General features: G+C 62.8%; 29 protein-coding genes. 10 read left to right on the forward strand and 19 right to left on the reverse strand.

The features are described 5' to 3' along the window. Positions 1-200: 200 nt before the first annotated feature. Complete coding sequence (locus C7G61_RS10930; RefSeq protein ID WP_108514118.1) at positions 201-1,727, reverse strand: ABC-F family ATP-binding cassette domain-containing protein; 1,527 nt, start codon at positions 1,725-1,727, stop codon at positions 201-203. A gap of 414 nt (positions 1,728-2,141) precedes the next feature. Then, a complete protein-coding gene (locus C7G61_RS10935; RefSeq protein WP_108514119.1) occupies positions 2,142-4,847 on the reverse strand; it encodes a sensor domain-containing protein in 2,706 nt (901 codons plus the stop codon). A gap of 258 nt (positions 4,848-5,105) precedes the next feature. Here C7G61_RS10935 and C7G61_RS10940 point away from each other — a divergent pair, with 258 nt between their 5' ends. Beyond that, on the forward strand, positions 5,106-6,209 hold the full coding sequence (locus tag C7G61_RS10940; RefSeq protein ID WP_108514120.1) for an NAD(P)/FAD-dependent oxidoreductase: 1,104 nt from the start codon (positions 5,106-5,108) through the stop codon (positions 6,207-6,209). Positions 6,210-6,293: 84 nt separating this feature from the next. On the opposite strand, the gene C7G61_RS10945 is transcribed toward C7G61_RS10940, so the two are convergent. Next, the gene (locus tag C7G61_RS10945) at positions 6,294-6,479 is read right to left on the reverse strand and encodes a YdcH family protein (RefSeq protein ID WP_108514121.1); all 186 of its coding nucleotides are present in this window, start codon (positions 6,477-6,479) and stop codon (positions 6,294-6,296) included. Between the two features lie 370 nt (positions 6,480-6,849). Between C7G61_RS10945 and C7G61_RS10950 the strand changes: the two genes are divergently transcribed. The 3 genes from C7G61_RS10950 to C7G61_RS10960 all read left to right on the forward strand — a co-directional run bounded on the left by C7G61_RS10950 (position 6,850) and on the right by C7G61_RS10960 (position 7,776). Continuing rightward, on the forward strand, positions 6,850-7,056 hold the full coding sequence (locus C7G61_RS10950; protein ID WP_057851906.1) for a YdcH family protein: 207 nt from the start codon (positions 6,850-6,852) through the stop codon (positions 7,054-7,056). Positions 7,057-7,288: 232 nt separating this feature from the next. Beyond that, positions 7,289-7,501 carry a hypothetical protein gene (locus tag C7G61_RS10955; protein WP_108514462.1) on the forward strand — a complete coding sequence of 71 codons (213 nt, stop codon included), beginning with the start codon at positions 7,289-7,291 and terminating at the stop codon, positions 7,499-7,501. Positions 7,502-7,524: 23 nt separating this feature from the next. Next, positions 7,525-7,776 (forward strand): hypothetical protein, encoded by a 252-nt coding sequence (locus tag C7G61_RS10960; RefSeq protein WP_108514122.1) that lies wholly within the window; start codon positions 7,525-7,527, stop codon positions 7,774-7,776. A 116-nt stretch (positions 7,777-7,892) separates the two neighbouring features. On the opposite strand, the gene C7G61_RS10965 is transcribed toward C7G61_RS10960, so the two are convergent. Beyond that, positions 7,893-8,576, reverse strand: a complete 684-nt coding sequence (locus C7G61_RS10965) for a GGDEF domain-containing protein (RefSeq protein ID WP_108514123.1) — start codon at positions 8,574-8,576, stop codon at positions 7,893-7,895. 151 nt (positions 8,577-8,727) lie between these two features. Here C7G61_RS10965 and purE point away from each other — a divergent pair, with 151 nt between their 5' ends. After that, positions 8,728-9,216: a 5-(carboxyamino)imidazole ribonucleotide mutase gene (gene purE / locus C7G61_RS10970; RefSeq protein WP_108514124.1), complete on the forward strand. Its 489-nt coding sequence runs from the start codon at positions 8,728-8,730 to the stop codon at positions 9,214-9,216. After that, complete coding sequence (locus tag C7G61_RS10975; protein WP_108514125.1) at positions 9,213-10,316, forward strand: 5-(carboxyamino)imidazole ribonucleotide synthase; 1,104 nt, start codon at positions 9,213-9,215, stop codon at positions 10,314-10,316. The genes purE and C7G61_RS10975 overlap by 4 nt, the downstream gene beginning before the upstream one ends. A 37-nt stretch (positions 10,317-10,353) precedes the next feature. On the opposite strand, the gene aqpZ is transcribed toward C7G61_RS10975, so the two are convergent. After that, complete coding sequence (gene aqpZ, locus C7G61_RS10980; RefSeq protein WP_108514126.1) at positions 10,354-11,076, reverse strand: aquaporin Z; 723 nt, start codon at positions 11,074-11,076, stop codon at positions 10,354-10,356. 252 nt (positions 11,077-11,328) lie between these two features. On the opposite strand from aqpZ, the gene rpsU reads away from it, so the two are divergent. Further along, positions 11,329-11,634, forward strand: coding sequence for a 30S ribosomal protein S21 (rpsU, locus tag C7G61_RS10985; protein ID WP_057838472.1), 306 nt, complete (start codon positions 11,329-11,331; stop codon positions 11,632-11,634). Between the two features lie 225 nt (positions 11,635-11,859). Then, positions 11,860-12,525 (forward strand): tetratricopeptide repeat protein, encoded by a 666-nt coding sequence (locus C7G61_RS10990; protein WP_108514127.1) that lies wholly within the window; start codon positions 11,860-11,862, stop codon positions 12,523-12,525. 240 nt (positions 12,526-12,765) lie between these two features. Here C7G61_RS10990 and C7G61_RS10995 read toward each other — a convergent pair whose 3' ends face one another. The 14 genes from C7G61_RS10995 to C7G61_RS11060 form a co-directional block, all read right to left on the reverse strand. Beyond that, positions 12,766-13,866, reverse strand: a complete 1,101-nt coding sequence (locus C7G61_RS10995; RefSeq protein WP_108514128.1) for a hypothetical protein — start codon at positions 13,864-13,866, stop codon at positions 12,766-12,768. A gap of 207 nt (positions 13,867-14,073) precedes the next feature. Continuing rightward, positions 14,074-14,358: a cupin domain-containing protein gene (locus tag C7G61_RS11000; protein ID WP_108514129.1), complete on the reverse strand. Its 285-nt coding sequence runs from the start codon at positions 14,356-14,358 to the stop codon at positions 14,074-14,076. A gap of 21 nt (positions 14,359-14,379) precedes the next feature. After that, entirely contained in the window at positions 14,380-15,477 is a 1,098-nt protein-coding gene (locus C7G61_RS11005; protein WP_108514130.1) for a calcium:cation antiporter, read from the reverse strand. 57 nt (positions 15,478-15,534) lie between these two features. After that, on the reverse strand, positions 15,535-16,341 hold the full coding sequence (locus tag C7G61_RS11010; RefSeq protein ID WP_108514131.1) for an alpha/beta hydrolase: 807 nt from the start codon (positions 16,339-16,341) through the stop codon (positions 15,535-15,537). 18 nt (positions 16,342-16,359) lie between these two features. After that, positions 16,360-17,757: an NAD(P)(+) transhydrogenase (Re/Si-specific) subunit beta gene (locus tag C7G61_RS11015; protein ID WP_108514132.1), complete on the reverse strand. Its 1,398-nt coding sequence runs from the start codon at positions 17,755-17,757 to the stop codon at positions 16,360-16,362. Positions 17,758-17,799: 42 nt separating this feature from the next. Next, entirely contained in the window at positions 17,800-18,117 is a 318-nt protein-coding gene (locus C7G61_RS11020; protein ID WP_108514133.1) for a proton-translocating transhydrogenase family protein, read from the reverse strand. Positions 18,118-18,128: 11 nt separating this feature from the next. Next, positions 18,129-19,256, reverse strand: coding sequence for a Re/Si-specific NAD(P)(+) transhydrogenase subunit alpha (locus C7G61_RS11025; RefSeq protein ID WP_108514463.1), 1,128 nt, complete (start codon positions 19,254-19,256; stop codon positions 18,129-18,131). Between the two features lie 133 nt (positions 19,257-19,389). After that, on the reverse strand, positions 19,390-19,542 hold the full coding sequence (locus C7G61_RS11030; RefSeq protein ID WP_108514134.1) for an aa3-type cytochrome c oxidase subunit IV: 153 nt from the start codon (positions 19,540-19,542) through the stop codon (positions 19,390-19,392). An 83-nt stretch (positions 19,543-19,625) separates the two neighbouring features. Then, positions 19,626-20,012, reverse strand: a complete 387-nt coding sequence (locus C7G61_RS11035; RefSeq protein WP_108514135.1) for a type II toxin-antitoxin system death-on-curing family toxin — start codon at positions 20,010-20,012, stop codon at positions 19,626-19,628. Further along, positions 20,009-20,269, reverse strand: a complete 261-nt coding sequence (locus tag C7G61_RS11040; protein WP_108514136.1) for an AbrB/MazE/SpoVT family DNA-binding domain-containing protein — start codon at positions 20,267-20,269, stop codon at positions 20,009-20,011. Before C7G61_RS11040 ends, C7G61_RS11035 begins: the two co-directional genes overlap by 4 nt. A gap of 131 nt (positions 20,270-20,400) precedes the next feature. Further along, on the reverse strand, positions 20,401-20,988 hold the full coding sequence (locus C7G61_RS11045) for a dioxygenase family protein (RefSeq protein WP_202975770.1): 588 nt from the start codon (positions 20,986-20,988) through the stop codon (positions 20,401-20,403). 103 nt (positions 20,989-21,091) lie between these two features. Beyond that, positions 21,092-22,954, reverse strand: a complete 1,863-nt coding sequence (locus tag C7G61_RS11050; RefSeq protein ID WP_108514138.1) for a M3 family oligoendopeptidase — start codon at positions 22,952-22,954, stop codon at positions 21,092-21,094. Positions 22,955-22,998: 44 nt separating this feature from the next. Next, positions 22,999-23,442: a hypothetical protein gene (locus C7G61_RS11055; RefSeq protein WP_108514139.1), complete on the reverse strand. Its 444-nt coding sequence runs from the start codon at positions 23,440-23,442 to the stop codon at positions 22,999-23,001. Next, positions 23,439-23,801, reverse strand: coding sequence for a helix-turn-helix domain-containing protein (locus tag C7G61_RS11060; protein ID WP_202975771.1), 363 nt, complete (start codon positions 23,799-23,801; stop codon positions 23,439-23,441). Before C7G61_RS11060 ends, C7G61_RS11055 begins: the two co-directional genes overlap by 4 nt. A 48-nt stretch (positions 23,802-23,849) precedes the next feature. Between C7G61_RS11060 and C7G61_RS11065 the strand changes: the two genes are divergently transcribed. Next, complete coding sequence (locus C7G61_RS11065) at positions 23,850-24,191, forward strand: hypothetical protein (protein ID WP_108514140.1); 342 nt, start codon at positions 23,850-23,852, stop codon at positions 24,189-24,191. Between the two features lie 119 nt (positions 24,192-24,310). Next, a complete protein-coding gene (locus C7G61_RS11070) occupies positions 24,311-24,955 on the forward strand; it encodes a TerC family protein (RefSeq protein ID WP_108514141.1) in 645 nt (214 codons plus the stop codon). Positions 24,956-25,019 lie beyond the last annotated feature (64 nt).

Below are 25,019 nucleotides of genomic sequence, written 5' to 3' on the forward strand. Positions count from 1 at the left end.
GCGCCATCCGCTCCCACGCCGCGTCGCTCAAAACCAACCGATCCATCACACCCAAGACTGCCTCCCCAAAAGCAGTCTTGAATCTGATTTGCCCCTAAATGGGAATCCTTAGAGTCCACACCACCTAGGGCATGATGGCCAAAAGTGGATGTCGCTCCTGGAAATGAAGCAAGTCCAGGCAAAACCGGGCAGCCGCCGCTTTAGCCGGTTGCGCCGACCGATGCGAAGAAGCGTTCCGGTCCTTCCAGTTCCACCAGCTTCTTCTTTTCGATCAGCCAGAACCGGTTTCCTACCGTTCGCACGAAGTTGCGGTCGTGTGAAACCAGCAGGCAGCTTGCCTGATGCGCCAGCAATTCGTCTTCCAGCGCTTCCTGTCCTTCGATATCCAGGTGATTGGTGGGCTCATCGAGCAGATAGAAGTTTGGCTGGGCGAGCCGCAGCAAGAGCATGCCGAGACGTGCCTTCTGTCCACCCGAGAGCCGGCCGATCGGACGGCTTTGCATCGCAACCGACAGGCCTGCGCCTGCGAGCAAGGCGCGCGCACGCTGATCGCCGACCTCGAAACGGCCGACGATCGTGTGCATAGGCGTGTCGGCATCGGAAAGATCGGCAAGATTCTGTTCACAATAGCCGAGCGCCAGCGACTGCGAGACCTTGATGCCGGCTTGCGTGGCTTCCGGGTTTTCGATCGCCTGACGCAGCATCGCCACGAACCGGGTCTTGCCCGCCCCGTTCGGCCCCAGCAGCACGATCCGGTCTTCCTTGCAGATGAACTGCTTGCCGGTCTTGAACAGCAACCTGCCGTCCGGGGCCGCGACAGCGGCATCGTCCAGCGCAATCAGAACTTTGGCGTGCGTTTCGCGGTTGGCGAGCTTGATCGTCCCTGCGGATCGTTCCAGGTGGGCGGGCTTTGCCGCATCTTCCAGCTTCTCGGCCCGCTGCTTCAGTTGCTTCGTCTTCTGCAACAGCAGATCACTACCGGAATTGACGCCGATATTGTTGAGCTTTGCAGCGTGCTGACGAAGCTGCCCGGCAGCCTTCAGGTCACGCCGGTAGCGCCGCTCATCCGAAGCATCCGCCTCGCTCAACGCGGCGCGCGCCTGCGTATAGGGCAGCGAAAATATCTGCGTCCGCTCGGGCCGCAAGAATACCGTGCGGTTCGTGGTTGCGTCGAGAAAGGCGCGGTCATGGCTCGATATCACGACCGGCATATCCCGTGGCAGCGCGTTCAGCCACGCTTCAAGCTGACAAATCCTGGCGAGGTCCAAATGGTTGGTCGGTTCGTCGAGCAACAACACATCAGCCTCGGCCACCACGATGCGGGCAAGCATGGCAAACCGCTGCCAGCCGCCGCTTAGTTGATTCAGCGGCCTCTCCCGCAGCGCCTCGGGCACACCAAGCGATTCCAGGGCAACGTCGACCCTCCAGCCTTCAATTGCCCGTCGTTCAGCGGGAAGCATGTCGAGCACCGCCGCATGGAACGGCGTATCCGCGAGCGCGGACGGTACATCCTGCTCGACATAGCCGATGGTCAGCCCGCGCGACCGGATGATCTCGCCATCGCTCGGCTCCGCCATGCCTGCAATGCAGCGCAGCAGCGTGGTCTTGCCGCGTCCATTGGCTGCGACGAGCCCGATGCGGTCACCGGGATTGACGGAAAGGTCCAGTCGGGAAAACAGCGGCGCGTTTAACGTCACGCCAAGATTGCGAATATTGATAAGGGTCATGATCGTTCCCGGGTCTTGCCGGCCAAACACGGCGTCCGGGGCATGCAGCCATCGTCGGATGTTCGTGTTGGAGCGCGGCGAGCTACAAAAATGCGGGCGCGAACGATCAGACGTTCGACGCCGCATTGCCACGGGGGCAGACCAGGAAGAGATTTACGGAAAAGCCTCTGGTCAGCCCTGCAAACTCATTTGCAGGGCGTTGACAGGGCCGAGCTGGCGATAGTGCCGCAAAAATATCGTCACCGCGCAGCCCTCCCTATCTCGATCAGGTATCGAGCCAAAATAGCCGGGCCCTCAAGGGAAGGCAAGCCAGGCTCTCGCCGAAATCAAATCGCGAAAAGCCCGAGGTCACGCATGCCGTCGCATCATCTGTGGGCCCTGCACCCTACGCAGCGCGGCTGCGATATCGCGAAATCAGGCGCTGGCGAGCTTGCGTTCGCTTTCGACGCCGTTTGCGGCGCTGCGGCCGACCAGCGCGTCGTAGTGCCCGATCGGCTGGGGCTTGCCGAGGAAATAGCCCTGCACCGCGTCGCAGCCCTCGTCCGCGAGGAAGCTGAGTTGCTCCTGGGTCTCCACGCCTTCGGCAACGATCGACATTTCGAGGCCGTGGCCGAGGTCGATGACGGCGCGGACGATCGCTGCCGACTGCGGGTTGCGGCCGAGATTCATGACAAAGGCGCGGTCGATCTTGATCTTGTCGAACGGGAACGCCTGCAGATAGCTCAGCGAGGAATAGCCGGAGCCGAAATCGTCCATCGAGATGCGCACGCCGAGCGCCTTCAGCCGCCGCAACAGCGCGAGGCCACGATCGAAATCCTCGATCAGCACGCCCTCGGTGATTTCGAGCTCGAGCCGGTCGGGGGCGAGGCCGGTTTCGAGCAGGATCGAATGCACCAGGCTGACCACGTCGCCGTGCATGAACTGCGCCGGCGACAGGTTGACGGCGATCTGCATCGGCACCGGCCAGGAGGCGGCCTCGCGGCAGGCTTCGCGCAGGATCCACACGCCCATTTCGACGATCAGCCCGCTTTCTTCAGCGAGCGGAATGAATTCGCCCGGCGAGACAAAGCCGCGCATCGGATGCATCCAGCGCGCCAACGCCTCGAAGCCGATGACCTTGCTGGCCGCGATCGTTGCGCCCGACGCGGCCTGCGGCTGATAGTGCAACGACAATTCGCCGTTCCTGATCGCCATCGAGAGATCCTGATGCAGCACGCGGCGGTCGCGGATCTGCTGATCCATCTCGGGCGCGAAGATGCTGATCGAGCCGCGCGACTTCTGCTTGGCGCGGAACAGCGCCGCGCCGGAATTGGCGAGCAGCGAAGCCGCCTCCGAGCCGTGATGCGGAAATACCGAGATGCCGGTGGTGACGCCGGTGCGCACCGACTTGCCGTCGATCACGAATTCGTCCGACAGCGTTTGCGCGAGTTTTTCGGCGAGCGCCTTGCCGGCCTCCGGCTGCTTGCCGTCGATGATCAGGCCGAACTCGTCACCGGACAGCCGGGCCACCACGCCGCCACGGGCGCTGGCCTGGATGCGGCCCGCGACCTCGATCAGGAGCTTGTCGCCCATCGCATGGCCGAACACGTCGTTGATTTCCTTCAGCCCGTCGAGGTCCACGCACAGCACGGCAAATTCTTCGTCGGTGCCGGCGCAGGCCTCGATCATCTGCGCCAGCGCCTGCAGGAAGGCGGCGCGGTTCGGCAGATCGGTCAGGCCGTCATGATAGGCCATGTGCGCCATCCGCGATTCGGTCTGGCGGCGGTCGGTGACGTCCTCGTGGGTCTTGATCAGGTATTGCGGCTCGCCGGCCTCGTCGAGAACCGTCATGCGGCGGGTCAGGAACAGCCGCAGCCCGTCCTTGGTGGAGATCGGGTGCTCTTCGGTGAGCAGGCCGCGCTTCTTGATCGCGGCCTCGTCGCGCGCGATGATCAGCTTGGCTTCGCGCGGATTGAAGATGTCGGCGGCGGTCAGGCCGGTGGCATCCTCGCGGCGGCGATTGAGAATGGTCTCGGCGCTGCGGTTGGCGAGCAGATACCGCCCGTCGCTGATGCGCTCCACGATCAGCGACACCGGGATGTTGTCCACCACCAGTTCCAGGAACTTCTTGGTGTTCTCGAGCTCGCGCGACAGCGACCGCCGATCGGTGACGTCGTCGAACAGCGCGATCAGGAATTCCGGCTTGTTGTCCTCGTTGCGCGCAACCACGCGATTGGAGGACAGAACGCGCGTGTCGTCGCCCCGTTCGACGGAATATTCACCGCGGTGATAGCCTTCCGGCGCCGCTATCGCCGCCTGGTCCGCCGTCTCGATGCTCTTCGCGGTTTCGGGCCGGAAGATTTCGTCGGCGCGCTTGCCGATGATGTGATCACGGGAGAAGCGCGAGAATCGTTCGAACGCGCGGTTGGCGAAGATATAGCGGCCGTCGTCGATGTTCTTGGCCGCGACGCAGACCGGAACGTTGTCGAGCACCGATTCCAGAAATTTGGTGGTCGATGCCAGTTTGCGCGACAGCTGGCGCTGCTCCGTGCAATCCTCATGCGTTCCGATCGTCCCGCCATTGGGCAGGTTGAAGATCTTCGAAAGCACCGATCGCCCGCCCGGCAGTTCGGTGACGACGCCTTCCGGGCGGCGGGCAAGCTTGCTGAACTCGTCGACGCCAAGATTGATCAGGCCTCGCGCGAGGCGCAGTTCGGCCAGTTCGCGGCCGGTCATGGATCTCGAAATCTCGGCGCGGCTGAGCCCGTACATTTCGAGAAAGCGGTCGTTGCAGAAGACCACGCGGTTTTGCGCGTTGGTGATCATCACGCCCTGGTTGAGCGTGTTGAGCGCCGAACCGATGAATGCGCTACGCTGCAATTGTGCGCTCTTGGCCCCGCGCAACGCCGCCAGTATCCAGATCCCGATCGCGACCAGGAAGGAAACGACGGCGATCCCCCCGAGCAGGAGTTCCCACACCAGATTGGGATCGAGTTCGCCGATGTAGCTCGCTGGGGCAAAGCCCGCGGAAGGCGCGGCAGCCCACGCAATTCCGCACGGCGCAGCAATGGCGAGCAGACAGACGAGGGCCTGCGCCGGAATCGAATTCTTCCGTTCTGCCTGCCGGTTCCTGTCAGCCATTACCCACCCGAGGTTTCCGGGCGGAGTGTCTGGCTTGACGGGTTTGGATCGGGTAAATGACTACCCGCACAATTCTAAAATGTGACCCAAATTACGGCAATTGGCCTGACATGATTAATGCTTCACTAACAGGACCGCGTTCGCGGCGTATTTCGAACCAAACCAACGGGTTGCTCGGCCGCTCCGGCGGACGAAACGACGATTGCCGAGCGTGGCAGGCGCCGATCTCCACGCCGGATTCTCAGGCCCGAAGCTGACATGGACAAGGTCGATAGCGTCGTCGTCGGAGCGGGGGTGATCGGGCTTGCGATCGCGCGACGGCTGGCCCAGGCGGGCCGCGAAGTGATCGTGCTCGAGGCCGCTGAGGGCATCGGCACCATCACCTCCTCCCGCAACAGCGAGGTGATCCACGCCGGCATCTATTACCGCGCGGGCAGCCTGATGGCGCAGATGTGCGTGAGCGGCAAGCGCGCGCTCTACCAGTATTGCCGCGACCACGGCATTCCCCATCGCAATTGCGGCAAGCTGATCGTTGCGACGACACCAGGCGAAACCGAAAAACTGCAGTCGATCCGCGCACATGCCGAAGCCAATGGCGTCGACGATCTGCAGTTGCTGACGGGCGAGGCGGCGCGCGCGCTGGAGCCCGCGCTCAACTGCGATGCCGCCCTGCTCTCGCCGTCCACCGGCATCATCGACAGCCACGCCTACATGCTGGCGCTGCGGGGCGACGCGGAAGAAGCCGGTGCGGCTTACGCATTCCATACGCCGCTGTTGTGCGCCCGGGCCGGCGCCGGCCGGATCGAAATCGAAGCCGGCGGCGACGCGCCGATGACGCTTGCATGCAACCTGCTCGTGAACGCGGCGGGGCTGGGCGCGCCCGCGTTGGCACGCAGCATCGAAGGCATGCCGATCGGGCTGATCCCCTGCGCTTATCTTGCCAAGGGCAATTATTTCAGCTGCAGCGCGCGGGCTCCGTTTTCACGCCTGATCTATCCGGTGCCGGAGCCCGGCGGGTTGGGCGTGCACCTGACGCTCGACATGGCGGGACAGGCGCGCTTCGGCCCCGACGTGGAATGGATCGAGAGCATCGACTATGCGGTGGATCCTGCCCGTGCCGAGCGATTCTATCCCGCGATCCGGCGCTACTGGCCGACGCTGCCGGACGGCGCGCTGATGCCGAGCTATTCCGGAATCCGGCCGAAGATCGTGTCGCCGGCCGTCGCTACCCAGGATTTTCTGATTCAGGGCCCAGCCGATCACGGCGTCGCCGGACTGATCAATCTGTTCGGTATCGAATCGCCGGGACTGACGTCGTCGCTCGCGATCGCCGATCATGTCGGCGCGCTGGCGGCGATGTAACAGGCCGCGAGCGGACGGATGAGCGCAGCGGCACCCATCCGGTCGCGTGGGAATTTTCGATACTTTGCTGGACTGATTAGTGGATTAGTGGAGAGTTTCGCCGACGGTATGCTTCAACCGCTCGATCTCATCCTTGACCATCAACTTGCGGCGCTTCAACTCGACAATTTGCAGGTCGTCTGTGGAAAGGTGCACGAGCGCTTCGTGCAATTCATTCTCGAGGATCTTGTGTTTACGTTCAAGTTCAACAAGATGCGCCTGTAGTGCCATACGAAATCTCCTCGGTGGGTGAACCTCAGATTCGATCCGGACGAGGGAGTGTACACCAGACCGCGAATCTGTCGATGGTTATCCAGAATCGCGCCCGTCATATTTTCGGATTTATCTGTAACCAAACGTGAGTATGGGAACCCGGTCAGCTTGCGGACCGGCCTCGCAGGGACGATATTCACTGCCAGCCCAGAGCATGATCCGGAAAAGTGGGTACCGGTTTTCCCTCGCGACAAACGCGGAAACGCGTTGGCGCGGAGATCATGCTCAAAATCAAAGAGCTGGAGCGGGATGGCTATTCGAAGAAAAGTCATCGCGCTCTGGGATTAATCCGTTCACAACCTCATCGCGCTTTCAGCTAACGTACACCATGACCGACGATGATGAGCGTGAGCTAGAAAACGAGCTCGCCCGGCTGCAGCAGGAGCATCGCGATCTCGATGCGGCGATCGACGCGCTGCATCAGTCGCCGGCGCCGGACTTGCTGCGGCTGCAGCGGCTGAAAAAACGCAAACTGCAATTGCGTGACCGCATCGCCTTCATCGAAGACCAGATCACGCCCGATATCATCGCCTGATCGTTGCGCTTGCCTGGTTCGGCCAATTCGGTTCGCAAAGATCGTCCGCCTTCCGGCAGATATTTTTCCCCGACATCCACACAACCCGGCGTCGCAAAGAATCTTGCCGGACGGCCAACCGGAAAAAACAGGCTTCCGGTGGGCGGATGCGGCTTGACTTCACGAGAACAAAAAGGGAACATATCGCCCTGCCGCCAGCCTCGGGAGTTCCGCCATGTCCGTCACATCATCCATGTCCGTCACCCCGCCCCTGCCCGACAACAGCCGCTACGAGCAGGCCTGCGACCAGGCCATCGCGATGTGCGACGGCAATCTGCGCTCGACCATCAAGGCGCTGATCATGGCGAACGAGTATCTGGAAACCGAACTGGAGGAATTGCAGGCGGCAATCGCCGCCGGCTGCGTGCCGGCGCGAACCTCCCATGCGGAGAGCGACGCTGCCTGATCCATCAAACCCGGAGCGAACCAATGGCCGATGTCACTTATTACGTCGCAATGCCATTCCTGCAGGACGATAGCGGTTCGCCGATGGCGGGAGCCGCGGAAGAATGCCAGAGCCCGACGACCGCGTTACGGCGCGCCGAGATGATGTCGCGAATGGCCGGCAGCATCGGCGCCGTCGCCTTCAGCCGCAGCGGCGATCCGATGATCGGCGAATTCGGCGACGCGAAATTGCTGCGCAAGTTCGGCGATGTGCCGGATGATCTCAGCGGGCTGTAGGGATCGTCGGGATTCGTAGGTGGGCAAAGCGCAAGCGTGCGCACAATCATGCTCGCCAGATAGATGGTGGGTGCGGCGCAAGCGCACCTTTGCCCACCCGACAGATCTCAAGCTCTTCACGACGCCTCGTGCCGCCGCAGCGCCTTGCGCACATACATGGCGCTGTCGGCCGCTTCCAGCGCGCGGCCGGCTTCGGAGTGGGTATCGAGAACAGCGACGCCCGCGGAGGCGCCCGCGGTAATGGTGCGGCCATCGAACTCGAAGGCGAGGCGATCGATCGCTTCCTCCAGCGCGGCCGCCTTGGCCCTGGCATCGGTCTCGCTGAGATTCCACAACAGCAGCGCGAACTCGTCGCCGCCGAGCCGGCCGACCACGTCGGAAGCGCGCACCTGCGCGAGCAGCGTCGTGACGATGGCCTTGAGCACCTGGTCGCCTGCGGCGTGTCCGAAGGCGTCGTTGATCGGCTTCAAGCGATCGACGTCGAGCACGACCAGGGCACCGCCGGCGCGATAGCGCTTGATGTAGGCAATCGCGCGATTGAGCTCGCGCTCGAAGCCGCGCCGGTTCGGGATGCCCAGCAGGAAGTCGGTATCGGCGGAGGCCTGAAGTTCCTCGATCTGCGCCTGCGTCCGGGCCAGTTCCGCCTTCAGCCGGCGAATCGTCGCCTTGGTGCCGTTAGAAACTGCCGGCGGCCGGGATCCCGGCGCGGATGACCGCCGCGGTGCGGCTTTTTGCCCGGAAGCCGCGCTTTTGGGGCGTTTTCCGGCCCTGGAGGCGGTCGCCCTGGTTTTCTTCTTCATGGCCTTCCCTGTGCAGGCTTGCTTATGAAGGCTTGCCGGGATTCACCAAGACAGGATAGTCCATTCCTGATCCCTTGCCACGCCTTGGATGAGCCCCGGGCCGACCCTATAATCGGCCTATGTTTCTGGATTCCCGAACAGAATTGACGAGATGACCGTACCCATCGCCATCATCATGGGCAGCCAGTCCGACTGGGAAACCATGCGCCACGCCGCTGAGACGCTGACGGCGCTCGGGATCGACTGCGAAAAGCGCATCGTCTCGGCCCACCGGACCCCGGACCGGCTGTTCGCCTTCGCCAAGGGTGCCAAGGCTCAAGGCTTCAAGGTCATCATTGCCGGCGCCGGTGGCGCTGCCCATCTCCCGGGCATGGCGGCGGCGCTGACGGAACTCCCCGTGCTCGGTGTTCCCGTCGAATCCAAGGCGCTGTCGGGGATCGATTCGCTGTACTCGATCGTGCAGATGCCGGCCGGCGTTCCCGTCGGCACGCTGGCGATCGGAAAGGCCGGCGCCATCAACGCCGCGCTCTTGGCAGCAAGCGTGCTCGCCCTGAATGACGCGGCGCTGGCAACGCGATTGGCCGCCTGGCGCAAGCAGCAGACCGACGCCGTCAAGGAGCGTCCGGAGGGATCAGCGTGACGGCTTCAGGCAAGGTGAAGCTGAAGCCGGGCGACACCATCGGAATTCTCGGCGGTGGACAATTGGGCAGGATGCTGGCGATGGCGGCGGCGCGCCTTGGCCTCAGATGCCAGGTGTTTTCGCCGGACCCGGACTCGCCCGCCTTCGACGTGGTGCTGAACGCGACCTGTGCCGAATATGCCGACGTCGAGGCGCTGGAGTTGTTCGCCAACGATGTCGATGTCATCACCTATGAATTCGAGAACGTGCCGGCCGCCACCGCCATGGTGCTCGCCGCGCGGCGTCCGGTATTGCCGGCGCAGAGGATCCTCGAAACCACGCAGGACCGGCTGATCGAAAAAGATTTCGTCAAGCGGCTCGGCATCGACACCGCCGACTATGCCGACGTGTCGTCGGTTGAAACCCTGCAGAGCGCCATTGCGCGCATCGGCCTTCCCGCCGTGATCAAGACCCGCCGCTTCGGCTATGACGGCAAGGGCCAGGCGATCATTCGCGAAGGCGACGACCCCGCTCAAGTCTGGGAAGACCTCGGCACCAAATCCGCGATCCTCGAAGCCTTCGTTCCCTTCGAGCGCGAGATCTCCGTGATCGCCGCGCGCTCAGCCGACGGTCAGGTCGAATGCTACGATGTCACCGAAAACGAGCACCGCGATCACATCCTGAAATTCTCGCGCGTGCCCGCTGCGATCTCGGATGCGCTGACCGCAGACGCGCGTGCGGTCGCCGAGAAGATCGCCAACGCGCTTGACTATGTCGGCGTGCTCGCAGTCGAATTGTTCGTGGTCGCCGGAAACGGCGGACCGCACGTGCTGGTCAACGAGATTGCGCCACGGGTGCATAATTCCGGCCACTGGACGCTGGACGGCGCCTCGATCTCCCAGTTCGAGCAGCACATCAGGGCGATCGCCGGCTGGCCGCTCGGCAAGCCGGTACGTCACGGCCAGGTCACCATGACCAACCTGATCGGCGACGATATCCTCGATTACGAGCAATGGCTGACGGTGCCCGGCGCCACCGTTCATCTCTACGGCAAGGGCGCGCCGCGGCCGGGCCGCAAGATGGGCCATGTCACCGAAGTGGCTCCGGCAAGCAAGAAATAGCGTGCCTGCCCTGCTTCCGCCGGGCGCGCTTAAAAGATCAGGCCGTTTTCAAGCCTTCCACGACACCGGCCGGCTCCTCGCTGAGCCAGCGATAGATCACGCCGCCGAGCGCACCGCCGATCAGCGGCGCAACCCAGAACAGCCAAAGCTGCGCCAGCGCCCAGCCGCCGACGAACAGCGCAGGCCCGGTGCTGCGCGCGGGATTCACCGACGTGTTGGTGACGGGAATGCTGACGAGATGGATCATCACCAGCGCCAGGCCGATAGCGAGCGGCGCAAAGCCCGCAGGCGCCTTGCCATGAGTGGCGCCCATGATGATGAACAGGAACATCATGGTCATCACCACCTCGGTGATGAAGCACACCATCATGTTGTACTGCCCGGGCGAATGCGCGTCATAGCCGTTGGATGCAAAGCCCTTGGCCAGATCGAAGCCGGGCGCGCCGCTTGTGATCACATAGAGCAACGCCGCGGCAGCGACCGCGCCGATCACCTGCGCGATCACGTAAGGAACGATCTGCTGCGCCGGAAACCGTCCGCCGGCCGCAAGGCCGATCGTGACGGCGGGGTTGAGATGGCAGCCGGAAATGTGGCCGATCGCATAGGCCATGGTGACGACGCTCAGGCCGAACGCCAGGGACACGCCGACCAGGCCGATACCGACCTGCGGAAAACCGGCGGCGATGACCGCGCTGCCGCATCCCGCAAAGGTGAGCCAAAACGTGCCGATCGCTTCAGCGGTATATTTTTTGGTGTTCATACTCGCCTCCTGCATGTTTAGGTTGCCGGATGCTAGGGAGCGCCCGTGAAGGGCTCGTTATTTGGAAAAACCGGGGAGCACCGGCCGAATCCCGCTGATATTAGTGGCTTTCCGGGGCCAGAAACCGGCTTCTCAGGTGGACATCAGCGGTTTTGTCTGCTAAATGCCCGCGCTCAGGGTTAAGGGCCAGGCGTTTCGCCGGCCCTTCACTTTACCAGAATTCCTATCCGATCAATTGAAAGAGGATGCCGCGTGCAGGTTCTCGTCCGCGATAACAATGTCGATCAAGCCCTCAAGGCGCTGAAGAAGAAGATGCAGCGCGAGGGTATTTTCCGCGAGATGAAGCTCCGCGGACACTACGAAAAGCCCTCCGAGAAGAAGGCCCGTGAAAAGGCCGAAGCCGTGCGCCGCGCGCGCAAGCTGGCCCGCAAGAAGCTGCAGCGCGAAGGCCTGCTGCCGATGAAGCCCAAGCCGGTGTTCGGCGCTGGTCCCGGTGGCGACCGTGGTGGCGCTGGCGGCCGTGGTGGCCCGGGCGCAGGTCCGCGCGGACCGCGCTGAGCATCTACAGAGTTTGAATTGAAAACGCGGGCCTCGGGGCCCGCGTTTTTGTTTTGGCCGTTTTTGTTTTTCGCCATCGCAGATCCAGCCGTATGGAATAATCGGCTCCGGTATGAGCAGCGCGCTCGATCCACATCTCCTTCGGCCATTGCTATTTTGACCGATGCATTTTGCGACTCATCGGGTTACCTATGCTGCATTGGACAAGCGAGAGTATTCCGCTGCATGGCCGTTACGGATTGCAATGCCTTTCCCTGCGCTTCGCGCTTCTCGCCCTGCGCTTCGCGCTTCACGGCCGTACCCATCGCGCTGCTGGCGATCGTTCTCAGCTTTCCTCTCGGCGGCTGTTCGTTCGACCTGGGATCATGGGGGGCGGACAAGGAGAGGCCACAGGCCGCCGAGCAGAAGCCGACCGGCACGATCAGCGCGCAAGGCGCCGGCGACGCCCAAGGCTACGCCACGCGCGGCCAGACCCTCGCCAAATCCGGCAAGACCGAAGAAGCGCTGGCGGAATTCGACCGCGCGCTGGCACTCGATCCCTACAACGTGCAGGCCCTGTACGGCCGCGGGCTGATCTATCAGACCGACAAGCGGCATGAGCAGGCGATCGCGGATTTCACCGCAGCCAACGGCCTGACGCCGCAGCGGGTCGAGCCGCTGCTGGCGCGTGCAACCAGCTACCTCGCCATCGACAAGGCTAAGGAAGCCGCTTCCGATCTGGACGAGGCGGTGCAGGCCGACCCCAACAGCGCGCAAGCCTGGTCGGCTCGCGGCGTCACCTATGAACGTCTGGGCGACAAGGCCAAGGCGTTCACCTCCTACGGCCGCGCGCTCGCGCTCCGCCCCAGGGACGAAGCCGCGCGAAGCGGCCTCGCGCGCACCGGCGGCTAGAGTATGATCCGGAAAAGTGGCCCCCGGTTTTCCCTCGCGACAAACGCGGAACGCGTTTGCGCGGAGATCATGCTCAAATCAAAGAGATAGAGCGGGATGCCGATTCGAAGAAAAGTCATCCCGCTCTAGAGTCTTTCCGGTTTTGATTGAATCGGAATCTGGCTGCAGCTTTGCTTGCGCCAAGCACAAGCCCCCCGGATCAAATCCGAGGGCATGCCTCGCCCGAAGACGCCAAAGACTTTATTTCGGCAGCACCGCGTGGAAGATCGACTTCGCCGTCGATAGCGCGTCCTCGGCAGCCGCCGTGGCGCGTTCGCGCACGGAAGGTTCGGCCACGTCGGCACGCAGATCGAGCGGGCGCGAGACCGGAATATCGGCGGGCGGGGTTGGGCGGTTCGGGTTGACGGCTTCGGCATAAGGCGGCCGCGCCGGTGACGGAGCTTGACCATAGGGCTCGCCGGCCGGCGAGCCCGAGACCATGATCGGCGGCGGCAGCGGACGAAGCGCGGGCGCATTCGCGGCGGCAGGCGCATTGGCGACCACGGGCGCGTTCGTAACGACAGGCGCATTCGCGACCCCGGGCGCATTCGCGACCCTAGGCGCCTCGGGAGCGCGGGCCGTCTCGGCGGCGCGCGGAGAGGCTTCGCCGTTGGCGCGCAGGCGCTCGATCGCGGCGCGCGCCAGATCGTTGGCATCGCGCCGTTCCTCCGGTGCAGCCGCGGTCTCGACCGGGGCAGCCGGCGCGGCCGCCACAACCGGCGCCGCCGAGGAATTCACGGGAGAGGAATTCTTGGGCTGCACGGGCGACGGCAATATGACTCTGATCTTTTCCTTTTCGCGCGGCGCCGCTGCATGGCGGCTCTGGTCGGCGTCGGCCGAACTTTCGGCCGATTTCGCATCGGGCTTGGTATCGGAGGACTTGGTATCGGAGGACCTAGTGTCGGCGGACTTGGTATCGGCGGATTTGGAGTCGAGCTTGGCGTCTGCCTTTGCTTCGGCTTTGGCTTCAGTCTTTTCCTGGGCCTTTTCAACCACCGCCGGCCGTTCGGCAGCGGTCTTCTCCATGATGGCTTTCTCGGAGATTCCCCTCGCCTTGACGCCGGCGGCCGGGAGGTTGCTGACACTGGCCGTGGTGTCGGCCGACTTGGATTCGGATTTGGCGGATTCGGACTTGGCTTCCGCCTTGCCATCCCCCTTGGGATTGGCAGTCGATGCCGCCGCGGCAGGAGCGTCCGCGCTGGGCTTGGTCACGATGTAGTGGTTGACGATGTAGGCCCCGATGACGGTCGCAGCCACCGAGGGAAAGATGTCTACGGCGAACTTCTTCAGGTAATTCAACATTCAGGCCACTCCCCGCGGTCCCTCAATTGCAGGAACTTTGAGGCACATTGAGGGATCAACTGCGACGGATCGGTGGCAATTCAGCAGTTCCCGTGCAGGCCGGGCAACGCCGGCCTGCACGGGAACTGGAAAATCCAGGTTTCGTTTCAGGGAGGTTAACGGGTTCCCGCCGCCGCCGGCCCCGGGCCACGACTCCACGGCGGTTGGTCAGGGCTTCAGTTCGACCTCCAGAAACACGATCTCGGCTGCCGTCTCGTTGAGCACGTCGTGCTCGACGCCCGCCTTCCGGAAGTAGGATTTGCCGGCCCCGAGCTGCGCCTTGGTGCGTTCGCCGGTTGGCGCGACGATGGTCATTTCGCCGGAGGTCACCGGCACGATCACGTAATCCATCCCGTGGGTGTGATGGCCGGTGGCGCTGCCCGGCGCCAGCCGCCACTCGGTGACGCGGACTTCGGGGGTGTCGACCTGAACGTCGGATTTGGCGGCAAGCATATCGGGTTCACTCCAGGGGAACTACGGCACGAACACCATAAACACGAATACGGCAAACACCACCATATGCACCAGTCCGAACAGGATGTTGGTGCGGCCGGTGCCGAAGGTGAGCATGCTCAGGGCGAACGTGAGCAGCAGCAGTACCGTGCCCTGGCCGTTGAGCCCGAGCACGAGTTCCTTGTCGAGCGCGTAGGTCGCCAGGCCGACCGCGGGAATAGTCAGCCCGATGGTCGCCAGCGACGATCCGAGCGCGAGATTGATACTCTTCTGCAGATCATTGTTGCGCGCGGCTGCAATGGCGGTGACCCCCTCCGGGAGCAGAATGAGGAGCGCGACCAGCACGCCCGCGAACGCCGGTGGGGCGCCGATCATCGCGGTTACGACATCGACTACGAGTGAAAATTTCTTTGCCAGAAGCACCACGGCAAGCAGGGAGACAAGCAGCAGCGCAATGCTGAGCGCCAGCATCCGGTTCGACAGGGATGAGGTTTCGGTGGCAGCACCGGCGCCTCCCTTGATGAAATAATCACTGTGCCGGATCGTCTGGGTATAAAGGAACACGCCGTAGAGCATGAGCGTGACCAGGTCCACAAAGCCAAGCTGCGCCGACGAATAGATCGGCCCCGGCGCCGTCAGCGTATAATTGGGCATGATCAGCGTAATGGTCGCCAGCACGAATAGCACGCTGAGATAAAGGTTGGCGCCGGAAACCTGGAAATCCTGCTCGCGATAGCGCAAGCCGCCAATGAAGATGCAGAGGCCGACGAGGCCATTGCACACGATCATCACCACCGCAAACACGGTGTCGCGCGCCAACGCGGGCTGCGGCTTTTCGCCGAGCATGATGGTGGCGATCAGCGCGACCTCGATGATGGTGACCGCAAGCGTCAACAATAGCGTGCCGTAGGGCTCGCCGATCCGCTCGGCGATCACCTCGGCATGATGCACGGCTGCGAACACCGTACCGAACAGGACCGCCAGCAGCACGGCCGCGAACAACAGCCCGCCGGCCGACGGCGTAAAGCCGAGCCCGAGGCCGGTGGCCACGGCAAACAGCAGCACCGCCAGCGCCGGGAATATCCAGGCCGATTTCGGCATTGGTCCGTGTACGCTCATGCGGCCAACTCCCCGATGGGTCGTGGACGCAAGATATGCGTCCATGACGGGCAGCCATCACCCCTTCGCAAGGTTGATGAAATTTCGCGCGATTTCAATCGCGCCGAAATTATCCAGATCGTTATGACCACCCCGGGCAAGCCGGACAAACCGTTTCGGCTCGTTCGCCAGCGCAAACAGCCGCTCGCCAAAGGCAACGGGTATCGTGGGATCGAGCGCGCCGTGCATGACGAGCAGCGGAACTTTGACGCTTGCGATCTGCGCGTCGGAACGGAACTGATCCCGCATAAATAGACGCACCGGTGCGAACCAGAACGCCGACGCGGCGACATCGGCGATCGACGTATAGGGAGCTTCCAGGATCAGCCTTCCGATGCGCTGCTCCGCTGCAAGCGCCACCGCAACACCGGTGCCGAGCGAAAAGCCCCAGACGACGATGTCGTCGGCGCGATAGCGTGCTGCCGCAAAGGCATAGGCGACAGCTGCGTCCTGCAGCAATCCGTGCTCGCTCGGTTGCCCGGTCGAGCCCGCATAGCCGCGATAGGACAATGCGATGACCCCGGTCCCGTCAGCGATGATGCTGCGAAAGCGGCCGAAGAAGCCGGCGAGATAATCGCCATTGCCATGGAAGTAGAGGACGACCGGGCGGCCCGGCCTGGCCGGAACGTGCCATACGATGACCTTCTCACCATCAGCCGTGGTCAGGATATGTTCTTCGGCTTCCGGAAAGCCCGCCGCTGGCGGCGCCGTGCGCGCACTCGTCGGCACCGGAAACAGAACGGCGCGCTGCGCGAAGAACAGGACGAGCAGACCACAGACGTAACCGACTGAGACGACGATCAGCAGCCATTTCAGTACGGTCATGAATTTCCTGCGCGCGACCTACATCCCCTTCACGATGTTCTCGGTGACCTTCTTGGCGTCGCCGAGCAGCATCATGGTGTTATCGCGGTAAAATAGTGGATTATCGATGCCGGCATAGCCCGAGGCCAGCGAGCGCTTGATGAACATCACGGTGCCGGCCTTCCAGACCTGCAGCACCGGCATGCCGTAGATCGGCGAGGTCTTGTCTTCTTCCGCGGCCGGGTTGGTGACGTCGTTGGCGCCGATCACGAAGGCGATGTCGGCCTGCGCGAATTCGGAGTTGATGTCCTCGAGCTCGAACACCTCGTCATAGGGCACGTTGGCTTCCGCCAGCAGCACGTTCATGTGGCCGGGCATGCGCCCCGCGACCGGGTGGATGGCGTACTTCACCTCGACGCCTTCCTTCTTCAGGAGGTCGCCCATTTCGCGCAGCGCGTGCTGGGCCTGCGCCACCGCCATGCCGTAGCCCGGCACGATGATCACCTTCTGCGCATTCTTCATGATGAAGGCCGCGTCGTCGGCCGAACCGAGCTTGGCGGGCTTCTGCTCACCGCCGCCACCGCCGGCCGCGGCGGTTTCGCCGCCGAAGCCGCCGAGGATGACCGAGATGAAGGAACGGTTCATCGCGTGGCACATGATATAGGACAGGATCGCGCCCGAGGAGCCGACCAGCGCGCCGGTGATGATCAGCGCGGAGTTGCCGAGCGTGAAGCCGATGCCGGCCGCAGCCCAACCGGAATAGGAGTTCAGCATCGAGATCACGACCGGCATGTCGGCGCCGCCGATCGGGATGATCATGAGCACGCCGAGCGCCAGCGCGATGATCGTGATCAGCCAGAAGTCGAGCGCGCTGCCGGACCGGACCAGGCCGAAAATGAAGAACACCAGCGCAAGCGCGAGCGCGATGTTGATGATGTGGCGGCCGGGCAGGATGATCGGCGCGCCGCTCATGCGCGCGGAAAGCTTCAGGAACGCGATCACCGAGCCGGTGAAGGTCAGCGCACCGATGGCGACGCCGAGCGACATTTCGACCAGGCTGGATGCGTGAATGGCGCCGGGCTTGCCGATGTCGAAGGCTTCGGGCGCATAGAAGGCGCCGGCGGCGACCAGCACCGCGGCCATGCCAACCAGCGAGTGGAAGGCGGCGACCAGTTCCGGCATCGAGGTCATCGGCACGCGCCGCGCGATGACAGCGCCGACGCCGCCGCCGATGGCGATGCCGAGGATGACCAGCACCCAGGCGATACCATCCGCCGGCGGATGAATGGCGAGCGTGGTCGCAACCGCGATCGCCATGCCGATCATGCCGAACAGATTGCCCTGGCGGGACGATGCTGGACTGGACAAACCGCGCAGCGACAGGATGAACAATACACCCGCCACGAGATACAGAATTGCAGCCAGATTGGCGTTCATCTCAGGTCCCCTTTGTCTTCGTCACCCCGAGGTGCACGCCGCTCACTTGGCCTTTTTCTTGTACATCGCCAGCATGCGCTGGGTGACAAGGAAGCCGCCGAAGATATTCACACAGGCGAAGATCAGCGCGATGAAGCCGAAGCCGCGCGCCCAGCCGCTGCCGCTTGAGATCATGGGGACGCCGACCGCGAGCAGCGCGCCGACCACGATCACCGAGGAGATCGCGTTGGTCACCGACATCAGCGGCGTGTGCAGCGCGGGCGTCACCGACCAGACTACGAAGTAGCCGACGAAGACGGCGAGGACGAAAATCGACAGCCGGAATACGAAGGGATCGACGACTTGGGCGATGTGCTCCATGGCTTCTCTCCTCAGGCTTTCGGCTGGAAGTTCGGATGGACGACGGCGCCGTCCCTGGTCAACGCGGTGGCTTTCACCAGTTCGTCGTCCCAATTGACCGCGAGCGCCTTGTTCGGCTTGTCGACCATCGTCTCGATGAAGTTGAATAAATTGCGAGCATAAAGGCTGGAGGCCGATTGCGCGACGCGGCCGGCGACGTTGGTGTAGCCGACGATCTTGATGCCATCGACATCGACGACTTCACCCGCCTTGGCGCCCTCGACATTGCCGCCGCGCTCGACGGCAAGGTCGACCAGCACCGAGCCCGGTTTCATCGACTTCACCATGTCGGCGCTGACGAGTTTTGGCGCCGGCCGGCCCGGAATCAGGGCCGTGGTGATGACGATGTCCTGCTTCTTGATGTGTTCGGCGGTGAGCGCGGCCTGCTTGGCCTGGTACTCTTTCGACATTTCCTTGGCGTAGCCGCCGGCGGTCTGCGCGTTCTTGAATTCCTCGTCCTCGACCGCGAGGAACTTTGCGCCGAGCGATTCGACCTGCTCTTTTGTGGCAGGCCGCACGTCGGTGGCCGTGACCACGGCGCCGAGCCGGCGCGCGGTCGCGATCGCCTGCAGGCCGGCCACGCCGACGCCCATCACGAACACTTTCGCCGCCGGAACGGTGCCGGCCGCGGTCATCATCATCGGGAACGCGCGGCCAAAGGATTCGGCCGCCTCGATCACCGCGCGATAGCCGGCGAGGTTCGCCTGCGAGGACAGCACGTCCATCACCTGCGCGCGCGTAATGCGCGGCATCAATTCCATCGCAAACGCCGCGACGCCGGCGTCCGCGATCGTCTTCAGCGCCGCTTCATTGCCGTAAGGGTCCATGATCGCGATGACCAGCGCACCGCGCTTGTACTGCGCAAGCTCGGAAGCTTCAGGCCGTTTCACCTTGATGATGATGTCGGCGTCCTTCAACGCGTCCGCGCTGATGGTGGCGCCGACGGCGGTGAATTCGGAATCCGGCAGGCCCGACTTGATGCCCGCGCCCGGCTCGATCGCGACTTCGGCACCGATTGCCCTATATTTCTTCACGGTATCAGGGGAAGCGGCAACCCGCGGCTCGGACGGATCGATTTCCTTGGCAACGGCAATCTTCATGGGGCCCCCCGGCGCGGCAGGCGCGCGCGCAAGCAAACTAGCGTCTTTTTCGCTTAGTTGGATACCGGTTTCGCAACCGGCATGCGTGCAAATTGTGGCCACCGCCGACGTGAGCGGCGCAGGCAGCGATGCGTCAGGTCAGGAAGTAGCCCATCAGGGCGACAATGATGACGACGGCGATCGTGCCGTATTTGACCAGCATGATGAACCCTTCATAGGTCTGCTCATGGGCCTCATAGTCATTGCCATCAGCGGTCGTGTAGGCCACTTCGTTATGGTCTGCCATCGGTATCCCCAGTCAAAATCCGCGTTTCTCGCGTGCAATTACCGCAAAGCGTTTGGCAGGGCAACGGCCCCCTGCCTATCGGGTCATTCGGAAGGCCAATTATCCCGGATCCAGCGGGTCAGGCTTTCCTCGCTGACCTCGCCTGCGGCGAGGGAGAGGATGATGGCCGTGGCGTGCGCCGGGTGGGGCGCAAATGGTACGTCGTTGACCCGCAAGAAGACCATCATGGCGTGAAACGCGATACGCTTGTTGCCGTCCACGAAGGCATGGTTGCGGGCCAGACCGAACGCATAGGCTGCGGCGAGTGCAGCCATGTCCGTCTGTCCGTAATTCCATTGATTTACCGGCCGCAAAACCGCCGACTCAAGAAGGCCATGATCCCGAATGCCTTCCGGTCCGCCGAATATCGCCAGCTGCTCGGCATGCATGTCGATGACTTCATCAACATCGAGCCAAATTGGCTCACTCATTTTGCAAGCGCGGCAAATGTATCGCGATATTCGTGCATGATCTGGCGCGCGATTTCCATGGTCCGCGCGTGCTTGGGGTTGAACGGCGAGAGCCGCAGGCTGCCATCGGGTTGCTCGACCGGATAGAACTTGTCCCCCTCCTTGAGATTGAGACGCGCAAGAAGCTCTTTCGGCAGGATCACACCAACCGAATTGCCAATCTTCCGAATTTGAAGGGCGGTGTCCTCCAGCTTGTATTCGCGAGAGGCCTCTTCCATGCCGCGAGGGGTTTTGCTCATCGTACAGGCTCCGTTGTACGATATGTATAACACGGTCCAACGGGCCGTTCAACAAATGTATTACATCGTCCGTTGGCTATCGGCCGCGCCAGCCTCGCCCGCCCGGCAAGCTACCCGACCACGAAGTCGAACCGCCCGGCCAGCCATCCCGCGTTCTTGGCCGTGCGTATCTGCAAGTCCTTGCGGAACAGGCCATCGGAGCGGTTTTTTGCCTCGCCGGCGAAATAGAGCTGGGTGGTCAGCACGCTGCCGTCGCGCGGCTGCACCTTCACATGGATATGGCGCGTACGGCCGGGATAAAGGCCGGGCACGATGCTGCGCAATCGATAGCGGCCTTCCGCATCGGAGAACTGATGGCCGCGCAGGCGGAAACCGGAATTGTCGTAGCGGCCTTTGTCGTCGGCCTGCCAGAAATCCAGCAAGGCGCCCGCGAGCGGTTTGCAGGCGCGACTGAGCACGAAGCCAACCAGTTCGATCGGCTGCCCCGCCATGCCCTCTTCGAACAGCTCGGTTCGCTCAGGCGACGACGGCTTGAAGTACGGCCCTTCGGTTTGCGGCAATGTTGCTTCGTCGCCGTCGTGGCATGCGGGCGTCGGGGAAAGCGGGGCCTGTGCCATGCTGCCATCGACCATAAGCAGCGAACCGGCCGCAAAGACTCCCGCTCCAAGTACAACGCGCCGCGTCGGGGTGTCGATCATGGGGCACTCCCCTCCTATCGTCACCGTCATCATGGAGGGCGACGGCGGCTGAAATTGTGTCCGCGCCCATCACAAATCCGTTTCGTGGCCGCGGGCGGCCCCGTCAGCCCATCTCTTCCAGCTCGTCGATCATGCCGGCAATCACCGACAGTCCGCCGTCCCAGAATTTGGGGTCCTTGGCATCGAGCCCGAACGGCTTGAGCAGTTCGGAATAATGCTTGGTGCCGCCGGCCGCGAGCATGGCGAGATAACGCTCGGCAAAACCCTCCGAGGCATTCTCGTAGACCGCATACAGCGAGTTCACCAGGCAATCGCCGAACGCATAGGCGTAGACGTAAAACGGCGAATGGATGAAGTGCGGAATATACATCCAGAAATTCTCGTAGCCGGGACGGATGTCGATGGCCGGCCCGAGGCTTTCACCCTGCACGCTGAGCCAGATCTGGCCGATGCGCTCCGCAGTCAATTCGCCGTTCTTGCGCTCGGTGTGCACGGCGCGCTCGAACGAATAAAACGCGATCTGCCGCACCACGGTGTTGATCATGTCCTCGACCTTGCCGGCGAGCAGCGCCTGGCGCTGCCTGGCGTTTTTGGTCTGCGACAATAGCCGCTTGAAGGTCAGCATTTCACCGAACACGCTGGCCGTCTCGGCGAGCGTCAGCGGCGTCGGCGCCATCAGCGCCCCATTTTTGGCCGCCAGCACCTGATGCACGCCATGGCCGAGCTCATGGGCCAGCGTCATCACGTCGCGCGGCTTGCCCTGATAATTCATCAGCACATAGGGATGCGCCGACGGCGTGGTCGGGTGCGAGAACGCGCCCGGCGCCTTGCCCGGCCGCACCGGCGCATCGATCCAGCGATCGGTGAAGAATCGTTCCGCGATCGCAGCCATCTCGGCGGAGAAACCGCGATACGCCGTCAGCACCATCTTCTGCGCCTCGGGCCAGGCGATGGTGCCGGTAGCCGCAAACGGCAGCGGCGCATTGCGGTCCCAATGCGCGAGCTTCTTCTTTTTGAACCAGCCGGCTTTCAGCTTGTAATAGCGATGCGACAGCCGCGGATAGGCCGCGCGAACCGAACCGACCAGGGCATCGACGACCTCGCGCTCGACGCGGTTGTTCAGGTGGCGCGAATCCGCGACATCCTTGAAGCCGCGCCAGCGATCGGAAATCTCCTTGTCCTTGGCAAGCGTGTTGGTGACGAGCGCAAACGTCCGCTCATTGTCCTTGAAAGTCTTGGCCAGCGCCTGGCCAGCGGCCTTGCGCTTTTCCGGCGCGCGGTCCTGCAGCAGACTGAGCGTCGGCTCGATCGCCAGTTCCTTTCCGCCGACCTTGAAGCGCAGGCCGGAGATGGTTTGGTCGAACAGCCGGTTCCAGGCGGCATAGCCGCTCTGGGATTTTTCGTGAAACAACTGCTCGACGCGATCTTCGAGCTGATACGGCTTGTCCTTGCGCAGATCCTCGATCCACGGCCGGTAATGCCCAAGCTCCGGCGTCTGCATCGCGCGCTCGATCACGGCGTCGTCGATGCGGTTGAGCTCGAGGGCGAAGAACAGCAAATGTACCGAAGCCGCCGTCAGCCGCTCCGAGACGTCGCCATAGAATTTGGAAATCGCCGGATCGACGCTGTCCCCGGCATGAACGAGGCCGGCGTAGGAGCCGAGCCGGCCGGCGAGATCGTCGATCGCCTCGTAGCGCCTGATGGCCTCGGCAAGCCAGCTTCCGCCGTCGTCGCGGCCGACGTTTTCCGCGAGCTTGCCCTTGTAGTCCGTTTCAAACGCGCCGCAGTCGGCATCCATCTTTTGCAGGTCGCGCGCGATTTCGGGCGCGTCGATACCGGAATAGAGATCGGCCAGATTCCATTCCGGCAGCCTGCCGGCTTTCGATTTGGCCGCGGACGCCTTGCCGCTGGTAGCGGGCTTGCGGGACGACTTGCCGGCTCGGGAGGTCGCAGATTTTGCGCTCATGACACTTTCAAAATTGGGAGGTGATCAGGAAATCGGCGGGGAGATCAGGCGAAAGCCGCAAGCTGCGGTACAAACTGGACGAACAGTTCTTCGCCCTCAACGAGCCACGACTCAAGCTCGTCGTCGGTCGCACTGCGAATCGCACACCATAACGTGATCACGCGAACCATGAGCCACGATGTCGATGGGACGGCGGCCTTGGCGTGCAGCGCAACAAGATCGAGGTTTCGATGTTCGAACAGCAGGCGGCCGAATCCGTCTTCCAGGATGTAGCGGCCACCGATTCGGGAAACGCACAATTCGCAAGCCTGATCCGGTAGCGGGCTCAGCAGATAAAATTGGACGTCACCCTTTTCCGTCGTGCCGGTTTCCCATTCGCGTCCGGTCCCCGGCGCAGTCGCCGCGCTCAGCGCCGCCAGGATGGTGCTCAGCTCCCTTTCGCTCCATTCGCCGGTGTTCTGTTTGCGCTCGAACGCCACGACGCTCATTTGCTTTCCGCTCCGAACAGCAGCCGGTGCAATTCCGGCTCGTAGTACATTAACAGATGCTTAGCGAAGGCTGCCGGTTCAATACCCAATTCGTTGGCCCATGCCCCCATGATTTCAGTTGGAACTCGGCTGAAGCCGTTCTCGACCTGTGAGATGAAAGTATAATACTTCAGGCCAAGACGTGCGGCGAGATCCGCCTGCGACAATTCAGCCACCGCCCTCCGCTGCTTGAGCCAATCCCCGGCCAGTTTCCGCAACTGCTTGGCATCCGGCGCCGGCTTGGCCGGCAGCCGTACAGCAGGAACATCTTGATGTTTTCCTCGTTTCATGATTACTAAACTATCCAGATTGAATGCCATGGTGGGTGATGTTCCCTACCACAATCTTAGCTCGCGAATAAGAACCCGATGGCCTTCTTAGATCGCATTCAGATTGTCCGAACGAGCGACCGAGCCCCCTCGGCACGCGGCAAGGAGTTGTTTGCCGGCATCCTGCTCGTGGCGCTGTTGGCGACCGTGGGTATCCGCAACGTGGTGCCGGTGGACGCCCTGGCACCCGCGATCGTCACCCTGCTCTTTGCGGTTGCAGCATTGACGGCCGGCTTCGCGCTGCTCTGCCGGCGCGACCGATACCGCGTCATGTGGTTCGACCTCGCCGGGAGCCTGACGTTCATCGGCGTCGTCCTCTCCGTTCTGATCGAACCGGACCAGATGATCAGGCTCTTCGCCCTCACGGATCACCCTGAGTAACGGGAAAGCATTTTCCGCAGTCTGACTGCGTCTTTTGTCTACGCGCGTCCAAGCCCGGGCCCCTCTGGCAGTTCTAGCAAACTGCGATGTCGGATTGGACCATCAACGGAGTGGCCCGAATGCTGGAACTAATCTCCTCGCAACACCTGACAGCGCTTTTCCAGGTCATCATGATCGACCTGGTGCTCGCCGGCGACAATGCGATCGTCATCGGGCTTGCAGCTGCAGGCCTCCCCGAGGGGCAGCGCAAGAAGGCGATTGTGATCGGCATATTGGCCGCCACGATCCTGCGTATCGGCTTCGCTTCCGTCACGGTTCAATTGTTGCAAATCATTGGACTGCTGCTCGCGGGCGGCGTCCTGCTGCTTTGGGTATGCTGGAAGATGTGGCGCGAGCTGCGTGCGTCGCATCATCACGAACCGAAATTGCAGAGTCTTTCAGCCGCAAGCACGTTCGATGGCGCAGCCCCTGCGGGCCATCAAAAGACGCTTGGCCAGGCCGTCTGGCAGATCACGCTCGCCGACGTGTCGATGTCGCTCGACAACGTGCTCGCGGTCGCAGGCGCCGCGCGCGAGCATCCGATGATCCTGATATTCGGTTTGGCACTTTCCATTGCACTGATGGGGCTCGCCGCCAACTTCATCGCGCGCCTCCTGGAAAAGCAGCGCTGGATCGCCTACGTCGGCCTCGCGATCATCCTCTATGTAGCTCTCGACATGTGCTACCGCGGCGCGCTGGAGGTGTGGCCACACCTCAACGCTTAGTTCCCCGCCCCACGGATGCCATTTCCAACCATTAAGCGTGCGTTAATCGGCATCGGCGAAAGTG

It is taken from the genome of Bradyrhizobium algeriense (assembly GCF_003062295.1).
Taxonomy (GTDB): domain Bacteria; phylum Pseudomonadota; class Alphaproteobacteria; order Rhizobiales; family Xanthobacteraceae; genus Bradyrhizobium; species Bradyrhizobium algeriense.

Coding starts and splice junctions, on each gene's coding strand:
- C7G61_RS10930 (WP_108514118.1), bottom strand. CDS start 1,727: ATGACCCTTATCAATATTCGCAATCTTGGCGTGACGTTAAACGCGCCG.
- C7G61_RS10935 (WP_108514119.1), bottom strand. CDS start 4,847: ATGGCTGACAGGAACCGGCAGGCAGAACGGAAGAATTCGATTCCGGCG.
- C7G61_RS10940 (WP_108514120.1), top strand. CDS start 5,106: ATGGACAAGGTCGATAGCGTCGTCGTCGGAGCGGGGGTGATCGGGCTT.
- C7G61_RS10945 (WP_108514121.1), bottom strand. CDS start 6,479: ATGGCACTACAGGCGCATCTTGTTGAACTTGAACGTAAACACAAGATC.
- C7G61_RS10950 (WP_057851906.1), top strand. CDS start 6,850: ATGACCGACGATGATGAGCGTGAGCTAGAAAACGAGCTCGCCCGGCTG.
- C7G61_RS10955 (WP_108514462.1), top strand. CDS start 7,289: ATGTCCGTCACCCCGCCCCTGCCCGACAACAGCCGCTACGAGCAGGCC.
- C7G61_RS10960 (WP_108514122.1), top strand. CDS start 7,525: ATGGCCGATGTCACTTATTACGTCGCAATGCCATTCCTGCAGGACGAT.
- C7G61_RS10965 (WP_108514123.1), bottom strand. CDS start 8,576: ATGAAGAAGAAAACCAGGGCGACCGCCTCCAGGGCCGGAAAACGCCCC.
- purE (WP_108514124.1), top strand. CDS start 8,728: ATGACCGTACCCATCGCCATCATCATGGGCAGCCAGTCCGACTGGGAA.
- aqpZ (WP_108514126.1), bottom strand. CDS start 11,076: ATGAACACCAAAAAATATACCGCTGAAGCGATCGGCACGTTTTGGCTC.
- C7G61_RS10990 (WP_108514127.1), top strand. CDS start 11,860: ATGGCCGTTACGGATTGCAATGCCTTTCCCTGCGCTTCGCGCTTCTCG.
- C7G61_RS10995 (WP_108514128.1), bottom strand. CDS start 13,866: ATGTTGAATTACCTGAAGAAGTTCGCCGTAGACATCTTTCCCTCGGTG.
- C7G61_RS11000 (WP_108514129.1), bottom strand. CDS start 14,358: ATGCTTGCCGCCAAATCCGACGTTCAGGTCGACACCCCCGAAGTCCGC.
- C7G61_RS11005 (WP_108514130.1), bottom strand. CDS start 15,477: ATGAGCGTACACGGACCAATGCCGAAATCGGCCTGGATATTCCCGGCG.
- C7G61_RS11010 (WP_108514131.1), bottom strand. CDS start 16,341: ATGACCGTACTGAAATGGCTGCTGATCGTCGTCTCAGTCGGTTACGTC.
- C7G61_RS11015 (WP_108514132.1), bottom strand. CDS start 17,757: ATGAACGCCAATCTGGCTGCAATTCTGTATCTCGTGGCGGGTGTATTG.
- C7G61_RS11020 (WP_108514133.1), bottom strand. CDS start 18,117: ATGGAGCACATCGCCCAAGTCGTCGATCCCTTCGTATTCCGGCTGTCG.
- C7G61_RS11025 (WP_108514463.1), bottom strand. CDS start 19,256: ATGAAGATTGCCGTTGCCAAGGAAATCGATCCGTCCGAGCCGCGGGTT.
- C7G61_RS11030 (WP_108514134.1), bottom strand. CDS start 19,542: ATGGCAGACCATAACGAAGTGGCCTACACGACCGCTGATGGCAATGAC.
- C7G61_RS11035 (WP_108514135.1), bottom strand. CDS start 20,012: ATGAGTGAGCCAATTTGGCTCGATGTTGATGAAGTCATCGACATGCAT.
- C7G61_RS11040 (WP_108514136.1), bottom strand. CDS start 20,269: ATGGAAGAGGCCTCTCGCGAATACAAGCTGGAGGACACCGCCCTTCAA.
- C7G61_RS11045 (WP_202975770.1), bottom strand. CDS start 20,988: ATGATCGACACCCCGACGCGGCGCGTTGTACTTGGAGCGGGAGTCTTT.
- C7G61_RS11050 (WP_108514138.1), bottom strand. CDS start 22,954: ATGAGCGCAAAATCTGCGACCTCCCGAGCCGGCAAGTCGTCCCGCAAG.
- C7G61_RS11055 (WP_108514139.1), bottom strand. CDS start 23,442: ATGAGCGTCGTGGCGTTCGAGCGCAAACAGAACACCGGCGAATGGAGC.
- C7G61_RS11060 (WP_202975771.1), bottom strand. CDS start 23,801: ATGGCATTCAATCTGGATAGTTTAGTAATCATGAAACGAGGAAAACAT.
- C7G61_RS11065 (WP_108514140.1), top strand. CDS start 23,850: ATGGCCTTCTTAGATCGCATTCAGATTGTCCGAACGAGCGACCGAGCC.
- C7G61_RS11070 (WP_108514141.1), top strand. CDS start 24,311: ATGCTGGAACTAATCTCCTCGCAACACCTGACAGCGCTTTTCCAGGTC.